The sequence below is a fragment of the Pseudomonas sp. MRSN 12121 genome (assembly GCF_000931465.1).
Lineage (GTDB): Bacteria > Pseudomonadota > Gammaproteobacteria > Pseudomonadales > Pseudomonadaceae > Aquipseudomonas.
Genome location: NZ_CP010892.1, coordinates 1,666,224 through 1,680,651 on the forward strand (window position 1 = coordinate 1,666,224; position 14,428 = coordinate 1,680,651).

At 64.0% G+C, this 14,428-nt stretch carries 10 protein-coding genes; 7 read left to right on the forward strand and 3 right to left on the reverse strand.

Annotated features, from left to right (window positions below; genetic code table 11):
• Positions 1 to 509: 509 nt before the first annotated feature.
• A complete protein-coding gene (locus TO66_RS07590; protein WP_044461757.1) occupies positions 510 to 1,424 on the reverse strand; it encodes a DMT family transporter in 915 nt (304 codons plus the stop codon).
• A gap of 198 nt (positions 1,425 to 1,622) precedes the next feature.
• Here TO66_RS07590 and aceK point away from each other — a divergent pair, with 198 nt between their 5' ends.
• From aceK to TO66_RS07620, 6 genes are all read left to right on the forward strand, one after another.
• Positions 1,623 to 3,344, forward strand: a complete 1,722-nt coding sequence (gene aceK / locus TO66_RS07595) for a bifunctional isocitrate dehydrogenase kinase/phosphatase (protein WP_044461758.1) — start codon at positions 1,623 to 1,625, stop codon at positions 3,342 to 3,344.
• 223 nt (positions 3,345 to 3,567) lie between these two features.
• Complete coding sequence (gene hrpA, locus TO66_RS07600; protein WP_044461759.1) at positions 3,568 to 7,479, forward strand: ATP-dependent RNA helicase HrpA; 3,912 nt, start codon at positions 3,568 to 3,570, stop codon at positions 7,477 to 7,479.
• A 365-nt stretch (positions 7,480 to 7,844) separates the two neighbouring features.
• Positions 7,845 to 8,966, forward strand: a complete 1,122-nt coding sequence (locus tag TO66_RS07605; RefSeq protein ID WP_044461760.1) for a beta-ketoacyl-ACP synthase III — start codon at positions 7,845 to 7,847, stop codon at positions 8,964 to 8,966.
• Between the two features lie 69 nt (positions 8,967 to 9,035).
• Positions 9,036 to 9,650, forward strand: coding sequence for an RNA polymerase sigma factor (locus TO66_RS07610; protein WP_044461761.1), 615 nt, complete (start codon positions 9,036 to 9,038; stop codon positions 9,648 to 9,650).
• Entirely contained in the window at positions 9,644 to 9,877 is a 234-nt protein-coding gene (locus TO66_RS07615) for an anti-sigma factor (protein ID WP_044461762.1), read from the forward strand. Before TO66_RS07610 ends, TO66_RS07615 begins: the two co-directional genes overlap by 7 nt.
• Before the next feature lie 311 nt (positions 9,878 to 10,188).
• Positions 10,189 to 11,532: an OprO/OprP family phosphate-selective porin gene (locus TO66_RS07620; RefSeq protein ID WP_044461763.1), complete on the forward strand. Its 1,344-nt coding sequence runs from the start codon at positions 10,189 to 10,191 to the stop codon at positions 11,530 to 11,532.
• A gap of 97 nt (positions 11,533 to 11,629) precedes the next feature.
• Here TO66_RS07620 and TO66_RS07625 read toward each other — a convergent pair whose 3' ends face one another.
• Positions 11,630 to 12,031, reverse strand: a complete 402-nt coding sequence (locus tag TO66_RS07625; protein WP_044461764.1) for a hypothetical protein — start codon at positions 12,029 to 12,031, stop codon at positions 11,630 to 11,632.
• A complete protein-coding gene (locus TO66_RS07630; RefSeq protein WP_044461765.1) occupies positions 12,012 to 13,406 on the reverse strand; it encodes an MFS transporter in 1,395 nt (464 codons plus the stop codon). Before TO66_RS07630 ends, TO66_RS07625 begins: the two co-directional genes overlap by 20 nt.
• Positions 13,407 to 13,509: 103 nt before the next feature.
• On the opposite strand from TO66_RS07630, the gene TO66_RS07635 reads away from it, so the two are divergent.
• A complete protein-coding gene (locus tag TO66_RS07635) occupies positions 13,510 to 14,397 on the forward strand; it encodes a LysR family transcriptional regulator (protein WP_044465965.1) in 888 nt (295 codons plus the stop codon).
• Positions 14,398 to 14,428: the final 31 nt, after the last annotated feature.

The window sequence follows — 14,428 nt, forward strand, 5'->3', positions numbered from 1 at the left end:
ACTTCATAGGAGATGCACTGCTCAAGTTGTCCATGACGGTTTGAGACGTCGGGTAACTTAATGAAGAAGTGGGCGGGAATATATGCAGGGAAGAAGGGCTGGAGTTTTTTTGAAACTTTTCAGAATTATCTGTTTGTTGCTGGGTATTAATCTTTGTTGCTTGTAGTTAGTTGGTCAGCCTTTGCCTAGGAAGTGTCTGGGGCGGGATTTTTTTAAGGATTTTTCTTAAGTTTTTCGAGTTCTGGTCGAGGGGGAAGGGCGCAGGGGAGAAATCGGGTGCGAGCGGAAAGTGGAACTTTCCGGCAGGAAGTGAGTGTTGTTAGTTGGCGGGATAGTGTGGGTTTATTTAAGCGGGTTTTTATCGTTATTTGATTTTGGCTGTATTTGGCGTGCGTGAAAGTACAGCCTTTGATAGCTGTTTCTATTGTTCGAGTTAATGAAGCGTCAGGGCCGGCAGCGAGTGCGCGGTGTTTCGGCGCAACTCGCTGGGTTGAATGAACGAACGCCGGTCAAGGTTTGGCCGGTTCTGCGCCTGGCACTGGTCGCGGGCCGGGCTTGAGCACCAGCCACAAGGCCGCGGCGATCAGCACGCCGCCATACAGGTGGGCCATGGACAGCGGTTCGTCCAGCAGCAATGCCCCCCACAACACGCCGAACGGCGGGATCATGAAAGTCACCGTCATGGACTTGACCGGGCCGATCGAACTCAGCAGGCGGAAATACAGGATGTAGGCAAAGGCGGTGCAGGCCAGCCCCAGGCCCAGCAGCGACAGCCAGACATTCCAGCCGCCCCAGCTGGCGGGCGGTTGCGTGAGGGCGCTGTAGGCGAAGACCGGCAACAGGAACAGGCTGGCGCCGAGCATGCTGCCCAGGGCCGACAGGCGACTGTCGAGGCCGCCGGCCTGGTCCAGCCAGCGCCGCGCGAGGAAGCCGGCGAAACCGTAGCAGGTGGTGGCGAGCAGGCAGGCCAGGGCACCCAGCAACAGTTCCAGATCGAACGCCATCGGCCCGGCGCGGGTCAGGATGCCCACGCCGAGCAGGCCCAGGCAGACCCCGGCGACTTTCGGCGGGGTCAGTTTCTCGTGGAAGAACAGCCCGCCGATCAGCACCCCCATCAAGGGCGTGGTGGCATTGAAGATCGCCGAATAGCCGGCCGGCAGTACCAGCGCCGCCACCGAATACATGGTGGCGGGGATGCCGGAGTTGATCACGCCGAGCAGCAGCACGGTCTTGAACTTGCCCTGGAAATTCCAGCTGACGCGCATCAGCGCGAGAATCGCCAGCAGGCCGCCAGCGGCGATGGATACGCGAAAGAACGCGGTGGGAATGCTGCCGATGACCGGGGCGATGATGCGCATGAACAGAAAACTTGCACCCCAGATCGCGGCCAGGGACAACAAACGCAGGGTATCGACAAGCCTCACGGTGCAACTCCTTCAATGGCCTGTTCAAGGGCCTTTCCACGGCAGGGCGCAAGTGTTGCCCAGAGGCGGGGAGCGGGCAATCGCAATCTTGCGCTGCAATTGCCGTGGCGATCGCCAAGCACGGAAAAATTGCACTTCTCCTGCATCCGCTTCTCTGGCTAAGCTCAGGCTTTTCCGAATTCCCGCAGAGGTCTCACCATGCCGCAAAAATGGCCCGCCGCCGACATCGCCCGAACGATCCTCGATGGCTTCGATGATTACCGCGAACACTTTCGCCGGATCACCGACGGTGCCCGGGCCCGTTTCGAGCAGGCGCAGTGGCAGGAGGCGCAGGCTGCCTCGGCGGCGCGGATCAACCTGTACGAGGAAAAGGTCGGCGAAACCGTGGCGCGGCTGCGCGAGGCCTTCGATCAGGACACTCTGCTCGACGTCACTCAATGGCCCCTGGTGAAAAGCGCCTATATCAGCCTGATCGACCTGCGCTTCGACGACGAGCTGTCCGAGACCTGGTACAACTCGGCGTTCTGCGCCCTGTTCAGCCATGACCTGATCAGCGACGGCTGCATGTTCATCCACACCACGCGGCCGAGCCTGCGCCGGGCCCGCGCCGCGCAGACCCGCACCTACCGGCCGCAGGGCCACTTGTCGACGATGCTCGAACAGATCTTCGTCGACTACCGCTTCAGCGAGGCCTATGCCGATCTGCCCGGCGACCTGCGGCGCCTGGAAGCGCAACTGCGCGAGAACCTGCCGGACTGGGTGTGCAAGGATCCGGAGCTGGCGGTGGAGCTGTTTTCCTCGGTGCTCTACCGCAACAAGGGCGCCTACCTGGTGGGGCGCATCTACACCCACGACGAGCAGTGGCCGCTGGTGATCCCTTTGCTGCACCGCGAAGGGCAGGGCATCCAGATCGATGCGCTGATCACCGACGAAGCCGACGTGTCGATCATCTTTTCCTTCACCCGTTCCTACTTCATGGTCGACGTGCCGGTGCCGGCGGAATTCATCGGTTTCCTCAAGCGCATCCTGCCGGGCAAGCACATCGCCGAGCTGTATACCTCCATCGGCTTCTACAAGCACGGCAAGTCCGAGTTCTACCGGGCGCTGATCAACCACCTGGCCAATACCGACGACCAGTTCATCATGGCGCCGGGCGTGCGCGGCATGGTCATGAGCGTGTTCACCCTGCCGGGCTTCAACACCGTGTTCAAGATCATCAAGGACCGCTTCTCGCCGTCGAAAAACGTCGACCGCGCCACGGTGATCGAGAAGTACCGGCTGGTGAAAAGCGTCGACCGGGTCGGGCGCATGGCCGATACCCAGGAGTTCGCCGATTTCCGTTTTCCCCTGGGCAAGTTCGACCCGGCGTGCCTGGCGGAACTGCTGGAGGTCGCGCCGTCCACGGTGTCGGTGGAAGGCGACACGGTGCTGATCCGCCACTGCTGGACCGAGCGGCGCATGACCCCGCTCAACCTCTACCTGGACAACGCCAACGAAGCCCAGGTGCGCGAGGCGCTGGAAGACTACGGCCTGGCGATCAAGCAACTGGCCGCGGCCAATATCTTTCCCGGCGACATGCTGTTGAAGAACTTCGGCGTCACCCGCCATGGCCGGGTGGTGTTCTACGACTACGACGAGATCTGTTTCCTCACCGAGGCCAACTTCCGCCACATCCCGGCGCCCCGCACCCCGGAAGATGAAATGGCCTCCGAACCCTGGTATTCCATCGGCCCGCTGGACGTGTTCCCCGAGGAGTTCCCACCGTTCCTGTTCGCCGACGCCGGGCAGCGCAAGCTGTTCGACCAGCTGCACGGCGAGCTGTATAACGCCGACTACTGGAAAGGCCTGCAGGACGCCATTCGCGCCGGCAAGGTGATCGACGTCTTCCCGTACCGGCGCAAGGAACGGGATAACGAATAGTCCCTGTTTCTGGCTTGCCTGTAGGAGCGAGCTTGCTCGCGATAGGCCGCAGGCCGCTCCCGCAGCCACCGCCGCCCATGAAGCGCTGCCGGCACCACGCGTGCTGCGCACCCGATCGCGAGCCAGCTCGCTCCTGCAGGGAGGGGAATGCCCATGCAGCATTTACCGGCGCAAATCTGCGACAATCCGCCCCCTGCATACATAGACGACCCTTGCGTACCCGATGACTGACGAAGCGCCTGCAATCGACCAACTGCTGAAAAACCTCGACCAAGCCATGTTCGCCGACCGCCACCGGTTGCGGCGGCAGTTGCTGGAACTGCGCAAGAAGCCCGACGAGGCCAAGCTGGCGCAGTGGCTCGAGCGCATGCAGGCGTCCTGCGCCCAGGTGGTGTCGCGGCGGGCCAGCGTGCCGTCGATCCGCTACGACGACAGCCTGCCGATCGCCGCCAAGCGCGACGAGATCAAGGCCGCGCTGCACAAGCACCAGGTGCTGATCATCGCCGGCGAGACCGGCTCGGGCAAAACCACCCAGCTGCCGAAGATCTGCCTGGAGATCGGTCGCGGCCAGCACGGCCTGATCGGCCATACCCAGCCCCGGCGGATCGCCGCGCGCAGCGTGGCCAGCCGGGTCGCCGAAGAGCTGGGCACGCCCCTGGGCGCGCTGGTGGGGTATCAGGTGCGTTTCGAGGACCAGAGCGACGCCAATACCCTGATCAAGCTGATGACCGACGGCATCCTGCTGGCGGAAACCCAGAACGACCGGTTCCTGGAACGCTACGACACGATCATCGTCGACGAAGCCCACGAACGCAGCCTGAACATCGATTTCCTCCTCGGCTACCTGAAGACCCTGTTGCCGCGGCGCCCGGACCTGAAAGTCATCATCACCTCGGCGACCATCGACCTGGAGCGTTTCTCCAAGCATTTCGACGACGCACCGATCGTCGAAGTCTCCGGTCGCACCTTCCCGGTGGAAACCTGGTATCGCCCGCTGACCCTGGAGCAGGACGAGGAGGGCAACCGGGTCGAGGACGACCTGACGGTGGATCAGGCGATCCTCGCCACCCTCGACGAAATTGCCGCCCACGAGCGCAGCGAACGCCGCAGCCCGGGCGATGTGCTGGTGTTCCTGCCGGGCGAGCGGGAGATCCGCGATGCCGCCGAGATGCTGCGCAAGGCCCAGCTCAAGCACACCGAAATCCTGCCGCTGTATGCGCGCCTGTCGCCGGCCGAGCAGCAGCGGATCTTCCAGTCCCATCCGGGGCGCAGGGTGGTGCTGGCGACCAACGTCGCCGAGACCTCGCTGACCGTGCCGGGCATCCGCTACGTGATCGACAGCGGCACCGCGCGCATCAGCCGCTACAGCTACCGGGCCAAGGTCCAGCGCCTGCCCATCGAGGCGATTTCCCAGGCCAGCGCCAACCAGCGCAAGGGCCGCTGCGGCCGGGTCGAGCCGGGCATCTGCGTGCGCCTGTACAGCGAAGAGGATTTCAACGGCCGGCCGGAATTCACCGACCCGGAGATCCTGCGCACCAACCTGGCGGCGGTGATCCTGCAGATGCTGCACCTGCGCCTTGGCGAAATCACCGCGTTTCCCTTTATCGAACCGCCGGACGGCAAGGCCATCAGCGACGGTTTCAACCTGCTGCAAGAACTTTCGGCGGTGGATCGCAACGGCCAGCTGACGCCGCTGGGCCGCCAGCTGGCGCGCCTGCCGGTGGACCCGCGCATGGGCCGCATGCTGCTGGAAGCGGCGAAACTCGGCAGCCTGCAGGAAGTGCTGATCGTCGCCAGCGCCATGTCGATCCAGGACCCGCGCGAACGTCCGCCGGAGCGCCAGCAAGCGGCCGACCAGGCCCACGCGCAATGGAAAGACGCGGACTCGGATTTCGCCGGGCTGGTCAACCTGTGGCGCGGTTTCGAAGAGCAGCGCCAGGCGCTGACCGCCAGCCCGCTGCGCAACTGGTGCCGCAAGAATTTCCTGAATTACCTGCGCCTGCGCGAGTGGCGCGATGCCCACCGCCAGTTGAGCCTGATCTGCCGCGACCTGCAGCTGAGCCTGAACAAGGAGCCGGCCGATTACCCGAAACTGCACAAGGCGGTGCTGGTCGGCCTGCTGAGCCAGATCGGCCAGAAGACCGAGGACGGCGACTACCTCGGCGCGCGCCAGCGGCGTTTCTGGGTGCATCCGTCGTCCGGGCTGGGCAAGAAGCGGCCGCAGTGGCTGATGACCGCCGAGCTGGTGGAAACCACCAAGCTCTATGCGCGCATGGTGGCCAAGATCGAGCCGGACTGGATCGAGCCGCTGGCCGGGCACCTGATCAAGAAGAACCACTTCGAACCCCACTGGGAGAAGAAGCGCGGACAGGTGGTGGCCTACGAGCAGATCACCCTGTTCGGCCTGATCGTGGTTGGTCGCCGCCCGGTGCATTACGGCCAGGTGGACCCGGTGGTGTCGCGCGAGCTGTTTATCCGCGAAGGCCTGGTGCGCGGTGAAATCCAGTCGAAGGCCAAGTGCCTGAGCGCCAACACGCGGCTGCTGGAGCAGCTCGACGAACTGGAAGCCAAGGCCCGGCGCCGCGACATCCTCGCCGACGAGGAAACCCTGTTCGCCTTCTACGACGCGCGCCTGCCGGCGGAGATTCACCAGACCGCGACCTTCGACAGCTGGTACCGGATCAACAGCCAGAAAGACCCGCAACTGCTGATCATGCGCGAGGAAGACGTGCTGGCCCGCGAAGCCAGCGAAGTCACCGCCCTGCAATACCCGGACACCCTGCACATCGGCGATCTGGAGCTGGCCCTGAGTTATCACTTCGAGCCCAACCATCCGCGCGACGGCGTCACCCTGCGGGTGCCGGCGCCGCTGCTGCCGGCCTTGCCAGCCGAACGCCTGGAGTGGCTGGTGCCGGGGCTGGTGGAAGCCAAGTGCATCGCCCTGGTGCGTAACCTGCCCAAGGCCCTGCGCAAGAACTTCGTGCCGGTGCCGGACTTCGTCAAGGCGGCCCTGGCGCGTATCGAGTTCGCCCAGGGCTCGCTGCCCCAGGCCCTGGGCCGCGAGCTGTTGCGTATGACCGGCGCGCGGGTCAGCGACGAGGCCTGGGCCGAGTCGGCGCAACAGGTGGAAGGCCACCTGCGGATGAATCTGGAAATCGTCGACGCCCAGGGCAAGTTCCTCGGTGAAGGCCGCGACCTGGCCGAGCTGACCGCGCGCTTCGCCGAAGCCAGCCAGGCCGCCCTGGCGGTGCCGCAAACCGCGAAAAGCCAGCAGCCGGTGGAAGCCAAGGTGTTTGCTCCGGTGGCGCAGAAGACCCAGCAGAAGATCGCCGGGCTGTCGATGACGGTGTATCCGGCCTTGGTGGAAGAAGCCGGGACGGTCAAGGAAGGGCGTTTCTCGACCCCGGCCGAGGCCGAGTTCCAGCATCGCCGGGCCTTGCAGCGCCTGCTGCTGCAACAGCTGGCCGAGCCGGCCAAGTTCCTGCGCAACAAGCTGCCGGGGCTGACCGAGCTGGGCCTGCTGTACCGCGAGCTGGGGCGGGTCGACGCGCTGGTCGAAGACATCCTGCTGGCCAGCCTCGACAGCTGCGTGCTGGAAGGCGAAGACAGCCTGCCGCGGGACGGCGCCGGCCTGGCGTCGCTGGCCGAGCGCAAGCGGGGCAACTGGACCGAGCATGCCGAGCGCCTGGCGCGCCTGACCCTGGACATCCTCAAGCTCTGGCACGGCCTGCAAAAGCGCTTCAAGGGCAAGATCGACCTGGCCCAGGCGGTGGCGCTGAACGACATCAAGTCGCAGCTCGGCCACCTGGTGTACCCGGGCTTCGTCCGCGAGACCCCGGCGCAATGGCTCAAGGAACTGCCGCGTTACCTCAAGGCCGTGGAACTGCGCTTCGAGAAACTCGGCAGCCAGGTGCAGAAGGACCGGGTCTGGAGTACCGAACTGGCCGGGCTGTGGAACCAGTACCAGGCGCGGACGAGCAAGCACGCCCAGGAAGGCAAGCGCGACCCGCAGCTGGAGCTGTACCGCTGGTGGCTGGAGGAATACCGGGTGTCGCTGTTCGCCCAGCAACTGGGCACCAAGGCGCCGATTTCCGATAAGCGCTTGAACAAGCAGTGGAGCCAGGTCGAGGCCTGAGGCTCCCTCTGTAGCCGCTGCCGAGCCCACAATCCGTAGGAGCGAGCGGGCGGCGATCCGACTTGCCCGCGATCCGGGCATCGCGGTCCGCCTGGGCGGGCGCTATCGCGAGCAAGCTTCGCTCCTACAGCCGTTAGCGCGATCGGTGACGATAGGGGCGATCGAGCGCGCCAATGGGGCCAAACGCCCGCGTTTATGGCAAACTTCGCCGTTATAAATGCCGGCCCCGCGGTTTTGAGCGTTCGCCGCCCGGGCAAAGCGGAATAAAGCGATATCAGGTCCGATTCCGCCCGTCGGGAGAGACCATTTACGGTTTGGTACGACGGTGCCAATACCTTCTGCCTCAACAGAATAGAGGAACGATCGTGCATAACGTCGTCATCAGCGGCACTGGCCTGTACACCCCGGCCAACAGCATTTCCAACGAAGAGCTGGTGCAGTCTTTCAATACCTACGTCCATCAGTTCAACGCCGACAACGCCGAAGCGATCGAGCGCGGCGAGGTCCAGGCCCTGACCGAGTCCAGCGCCGCCTTCATCGAGAAAGCCTCCGGCATCAAGAGCCGTTTCGTCATGGACAAGGACGGCATTCTCGATCCGCAACGCATGACCCCGCGCCTGCCCGAGCGCTCCAACGACGAATGGTCGGTGCTTTGCCAGATGGCCATCGGCGCCGCCGAGCAGGCCCTGCAGCGCGCCGGCAAGACCGCCGCGGACATCGATGGCGTCATCGTCGCCTGCTCCAACCTGCAACGCGCCTATCCGGCCATCGCCATCGAAGTCCAGGAAGCCCTGGGCATCGAAGGTTTCGGTTTCGACATGAACGTGGCCTGTTCCTCGGCTACCTTCGGTATCCAGGCTGCCTGCAACAGCGTGCAACTGGGCCAGGCCCGGGCGATCCTGATGGTCAACCCGGAAGTCTGCACCGGCCACCTGAATTTCCGCGACCGCGACAGCCACTTCATCTTCGGCGACGCCGCCACCGCGGTGGTCATCGAGCGCGCCGACCTGGCGACCTCGCCTTACCAGTTCGACATTGTCAGCACCAAGCTGCTGACCAAGTTCTCCAACAACATCCGCAACAACTTCGGCTTCCTCAACCGCGCCGCGGAAGAGGGCATTGGCGCGCCGGACAAGCTCTTCGTCCAGGAAGGCCGCAAGGTGTTCCGCGATGTCTGCCCGATGGTCGCGGAGCTGATCGCCGAGCACCTGCAGGAAAACCAGCTGAACGTCGGCGATGTGAAGCGCTTCTGGCTGCACCAGGCCAACCTCAGCATGAACCACCTGATCGTCAGGAAACTCCTGGGACGCGAGGCCACCGAAGCCGAGGCGCCGGTGATTCTCGACACCTACGCCAACACCAGTTCGGCAGGTTCGGTGATTGCCTTCCACAAGAACCAGGACGACCTGCCGAGCGGTTCGCTGGCGGTGCTCAGCTCGTTCGGCGCCGGTTATTCGATCGGCAGTGTGCTTCTGCGCAAGCGTTGACAGTCTTAGGGAACACCGCCGCCGGTGACTGCCGGCGCTGGTGTTCCTGATTCCGATTACGAGGCATGAATGTCCGCAGCTGACGACACGCAACTGCTTGAACGCCTGCTGGCCGGCGAGCAAAAGGCCTACCAACAACTGGTCAGTACCTACCAGAGCGCGATGCGCGCCGTGGCCTACGCCATAGTCGGCCAGCGCCACGCCGATGAAGTGGTGCAGGACGCCTGGCTGGCGGTGGTGCGCAACCTGGCGGGTTTCCAGGGGCGTTCCAGCCTCAAGACCTGGTTGCTGACCATCACCGCCAATTCGGCCAAAAGCCGCTACAAGCAAAACCGCCGGGAAGTCCTGCTGGACGATTTGCCGTCCCCCCACGGCACCATCGGCGACGAACGTTTTTCCCCCGACGACGGCCACTGGCTGGTGGCGCCGTACGCCTGGCACGCCGACACCCCGGAGGCACTGCTGACCGAGGCCGAGTTGCGCGACTGCCTGGAACACACCCTGCTCAGCCTGTCGGAACTGCAAGGCAGCGTGCTGAGCCTGCGCGAGCGCCAGGGCCTGGAGCTGGAAGAAATCTGTAATCTTCTGGACATTTCCCTCTCCAATGTCCGGGTGCTGCTGCACCGCGCACGACTCAAGCTCTTTGCCACGGTGGAGCATTTCGAGGAGACCGGCCAATGCTGACCTGCAAGGAACAAGTGGCCCGCGCCAGCGACTATCTCGATGGCCAGCTGAATTTCCGCCAGCGCCTGATCCAGCGCCATCACCTGCTGTTCTGCCCCAAGTGCCGGCGTTTCATCCGGCAGATGCGGCTGTTGCAAGCCACCCTGCGCAAGCTGCCGGAACCGCCGGTCGCCGGTGGCGAGGAACTGGCCGCACGCCTGGCCGCCGAGCGCAACCGCAACCGCTGATCCCCCCTGGAATTCCCCCTGCGGCCAGCGCCGCAGGGGCCTCAAGAGCGCGACCGCTTGGCGCTCGATCGCAGGCTTCGCCAGCGGCTACATTGGATCCCGTTTTTTCCGAAATCCCCCCGCGCAAGGCTCTGGAACGGGCTTTCTGGCCTTATTTCGTTTCGAAGTAAAAAAGTTCCGCTGTCATTAAATCTTTATATAGCAGCAACTCCCCTGAAATAACCCGCCGCCAAGATTCCCTCCCAACACAAGCGGGCCTGACTCGCGTGTTTTTTCCAGCGCTACAGACCACCAATTAGGGGAAATCTTCGATGATCCGTAAGCACTTCGCCGGTTTTGCCGCCAGCGCCATGGCCCTGGCAGTTACCGCCCAGGCTTTCGCTGGCACCGTCACCACCGACGGCGCCGATATCGTAGTCAAGACCAAGGGCGGCCTCGAGGTCGCCACCACCGACAAGGAATTCAGCTTCAAGCTCGGCGGCCGTCTGCAAGCCGACTACAGCCGTTTCGACGGTGTCTACACCAAGAATGGTGATTCCGCCGACGCCGCTTACTTCCGTCGTGCCTTCCTCGAACTGTCCGGCGTGCTGTACACCGACTGGGCCTACACCATCAACTACGACTTCTCGCACAACACCGGCGACTCCGACAACGGCTACTTCGACGAGGCCTCGCTGGCCTACAACGGCTTCAAGCCGGTGTCGATCAAGGTCGGTCGCTTCGACCCCGACTTCGGCCTGGAAAAAGCCACCAGCTCCAAGTGGGTCACCGCGCCGGAACGCAACATCGCCTACGACATGGTCGACTGGGCCAACACCCACCAGAACGGCATGGGCCTGCAGGCTTCCAGCACCTTCGCCGACTCCTTCTATGCCTCGGCCGGCGTGTTCAGCAAGGACACCGACGACACCGACGGCGACAGCGTCAAGCAGGTCAACGGTCGTTTCGTCTTCGCCCCGATGCACGATGCCGGCAACGTCCTGCACTTCGGTGTGAACGTGGCGTCGCGTGACGTTTCCGACACCACCTTCGACTCCCGCTACCGCACCCGCATGGGCATGCGTGGCGTCGAGACCCTGGGCGGCAACGATGCCGGCAGCAACGGCAACCGTCCGGTCCTGGGCGGCAGCTCGACTTCGCCAGCCGGCTCCTACGACCGTGACACCGCACTGGGTCTGGAAGCCGCGTTCGCCATGGGCCCGGCCTCGATCCAGGGTGAATACATCACCCGCAAGACCAAGGCTGACTCGAACGCCTACGAAGACATCAAGGGCCACGGTTTCTACGTGCAGGGCGCCTACACCCTGACCGGCGAAGCGCGCGGCTACAAGGTCGGCAAGTTCGACGCGATCAAGCCTGCCAACAAGTCCTACGGTGCCTGGGAAGTGTTCTATCGCTACGACAGCATGACCGTCGAAGACGACAACATCACCACCGCCAGCCTGACCCGCGATGTCGGCGATGCCGAAGTCAAGGTGCACAACCTGGGGGTGAACTGGTACGCCAACGAAGCGGTGAAAATCTCCGCCACCTACGTCAAGGCCAAGACCGACAAGGTCACCAACGCCACGGCCGCCAGCGGCGGCACCCCGGCTGCGCGTACCGGCGACGACGACGGCGACGGCTTCATCGTTCGCGCGCAGTACGTGTTCTGATGCCTGGGCACTCGCACTAAAGAGCTCTTTCTCATCCGTTAAAGCTCCTTTTCGTTTCAGCCCCGCTTAGGCGGGGCTTTTTTTTGCCCGTCGCGGGTCAGCCCGTGGCTGTTTCGTGCAGGTACAGCCATTGGGCCGAACCCTCGCGCACCTGAATGATCGCGACCGAGAGGCGCGAGCTTTCCTGTTGGCCCAGGCGATGGGTTTCCTTGTAGCGGATCGCCACGCTCTGGCCTTCGTGCCACAGCGTGTGCAGGTCGCTGACCAGGATCTCCAGGCCGGGACGGGCGCCGACGGCACTGCGGAACAGCTGTTCGACCTGTTCCCGGCCGACGACGGTGCCGGCGGTGGTGACCATGCTGAAGTGTTCGGCGAACGCCGGCAGCAGGCGCTCGATGGCGGCGGCGCCATCGCCGCCGCGGTCGGTGAAGACGGTGTGGATCAGCGCGTGGATGGCATGGATGCTGTGCCTGGCGTGTTCAACGAGGGGATTGGGCATGACGTTTCTCTGGCAAGGTGGGGCGTGGCAAGGGTGGGCGTGGCAAGGTGCGGCTTAGCCGCAGCAGGGGTAACAGGCCGATCAAGGCGGCGATGGCGAAGCTCAGGTGCTCGGCCCGAGGGGAGTCCAGGTGGGCGCGCAGCACGTTGTCGATCATCAGCAGCAGCGCGGCGCCGATGCTGAAGGACATCTGCCGGTTGATGTTCCAGATCACGCTGCCCTTGTGGGTGTCGGTGCCGGAGAAGTCCATCAGCGACGTGGTTTGCGCGGTGTTGGCGCCGATGCCGCCGCCGACGCCCATCAGGCAGTAGGCGATGACGATGAGCGGCAGGTCGGCGGCGCTGTCCACCGCGTACAGGGTGGCGATGCCGGCGCTGTGCAGCAGCAGGCCGAGGACGAACAGGCACCGGGCGCCGAGGCGGTTGTAGAAGCGACCGCAGGCCAGCATGGCGATGAAGGCGCCGCTGGCGTAGAGGATCATGAACAGGCCGGTCGACCGGGCGCTGAAGTGCAGGCTGTCCTGCAGGAAAAAGATGCTCAGCAGGTTAACCCCGGTGAACATCCCGGGGATGGCGTAATAGATGAGGATCGAGGTGCTGAGGTTGCGGCTCTTGAGCAGGCTCAGTTCGACGATCGCGTTGTCGCAGCGACGGTAGTGCCGGGCATACCCCAGCGCGCAGGCGATGCCGATCAGCAGGCAACCCGGGGCGGCCAGCGGCGGGTAGTCGCCGCCGTACAGCGACAGGCCCAGCAGCACGCTGCCCAGGGCCGTGGCGACCAGCAGCAGGCCCTGGATGTCCGGGCGCGCCAGCGGACCGGGCCGGGTTCGCTCGATCCACCGCCAGGACAGGCCGGCGGCGATCAGCGAGAACGGCAGGTTGCAGTGGAAGACCCAGCGCCAGGAGCTGCTGTCGACGATCGCGCCGCCGACGGTGGGCGAAATGGCCGGGGCGATCAGGGCGACGGCCATCACCAGGGTGGAGATCCGGGCCCGCTGTTCGCCCTGGAACAGGTTGAACGTCAGCGCCTGGCCCACCGGGATCAGCAAGCCACCGCCGAGGCCCTGGACGAAACGCCAGAACACCAGTTCATGGAAGCTCTCGGCCAGCCCGCACTGCCAGACGGCGAGGCTGAACAGCAGCATCGAGGCGGTGAGGGTGGCGCGGCCGCCGAACCGCCCGGCCAGCCAGGTGCTCAGCGGAATGATCAAGGTCAGGCCGAGGATATAGGCGTTGGCCACCCAGGCCACGGTCGAGGTGTTCACGTGCAGGTCATGGGCGATGCTCGGTAACGCCACCGCCGACATGAAGATGTTGATGCAGTCGATAAAGAATCCGATGAGGAAAACCACAGCGACTTTGTAGCGATAGGTCATGTCCGCTCCCTTTTGTGGGCGGAGCATAGGAGCGATGGATGAGGATTGTCGACGGAGCTATGCTGGACGCATTGTTTGATGAGGCTGAACAGTGAGTGACAACCTGCACCTGCAGCTGAACCGGATCCAGACCTTTCTCGCGGTCGTCGATTTCGCTTCCTATACCCGCGCCGCCCATTACCTGGGTATCAGCAAGGCCATGGCCAGCCTGCATGTGAAGGCGCTGGAGGAGGCCCTGTCGGCGACCCTGCTGATCCGCAATACCCGCCATGTCTCGCTGACGGACACCGGCCAGGCGTTTTATGACGAGTTCAAAATTATTGTCGCGGACATTGACAATGCCTTTGAGCATGTCCGGCATGGGGTCAACCGAGTGGCGGGGAAGTTGCGCATCAGCTCGACGAGCGAATATGGCGAGAAATACATCTTGCCGATCCTGGCGCAGTTCACCGAGCGTTATCCGCAAGTGCGCATCAGCTACAACTTCAACTCTTCGTTGAACGACCTGGTGGCGGAAAAGCTCGATCTGGTGATTCGCCTGGGCAACCTCGCCGACTCGGCGTTCAAGAGCCGCAAGCTGGCCGATTATGAAATCGTGCTGGTGGCCAGCGCGGACTTCCTGGCGCGCTATCCGGTCAACGTACCCCAGGACTTGAACGGCGTGCCGTGGATCGCCAACAGCAACCTGTCGGGGCCTACCCAGTGGACCCTCAGCCACCCGCGGCAGGAGCGGGTCGACGTCAGTGGGCCGACGCATTTCGAGTCCAACTCTTCCACCGCCATTCGCGCCATGACCCTGTCGTCCCTGGGGGTGTCGGTACTGCCCGGCTGGATGGTCGAGGACGATCTGGCCAGCGGCCGCCTGGTGCGCCTGCTGCCCGAATATGCCCTGCCTTCGCAGGCGGTGAGCGTGGTGTTCCCCAACAGCGCGCATGTGCCACGCAAGACACGAGCGTTCATCGATTTCCTGTTGCTGCATCTGGGGCAGTGACGGGGCATTTGGCGCGGCCGGCACAGGTGCT

Excerpts from the sequence above, each read along its gene's own strand:
- TO66_RS07630 (WP_044461765.1), bottom strand. The coding sequence starts at position 13,406 with ATGACCTATCGCTACAAAGTCGCTGTGGTTTTCCTCATCGGATTCTTT.
- TO66_RS07615 (WP_044461762.1), top strand. The coding sequence starts at position 9,644 with ATGCTGACCTGCAAGGAACAAGTGGCCCGCGCCAGCGACTATCTCGAT.
- aceK (WP_044461758.1), top strand. The coding sequence starts at position 1,623 with ATGCCGCAAAAATGGCCCGCCGCCGACATCGCCCGAACGATCCTCGAT.
- TO66_RS07620 (WP_044461763.1), top strand. The coding sequence starts at position 10,189 with ATGATCCGTAAGCACTTCGCCGGTTTTGCCGCCAGCGCCATGGCCCTG.
- TO66_RS07610 (WP_044461761.1), top strand. The coding sequence starts at position 9,036 with ATGTCCGCAGCTGACGACACGCAACTGCTTGAACGCCTGCTGGCCGGC.
- TO66_RS07625 (WP_044461764.1), bottom strand. The coding sequence starts at position 12,031 with ATGCCCAATCCCCTCGTTGAACACGCCAGGCACAGCATCCATGCCATC.
- hrpA (WP_044461759.1), top strand. The coding sequence starts at position 3,568 with ATGACTGACGAAGCGCCTGCAATCGACCAACTGCTGAAAAACCTCGAC.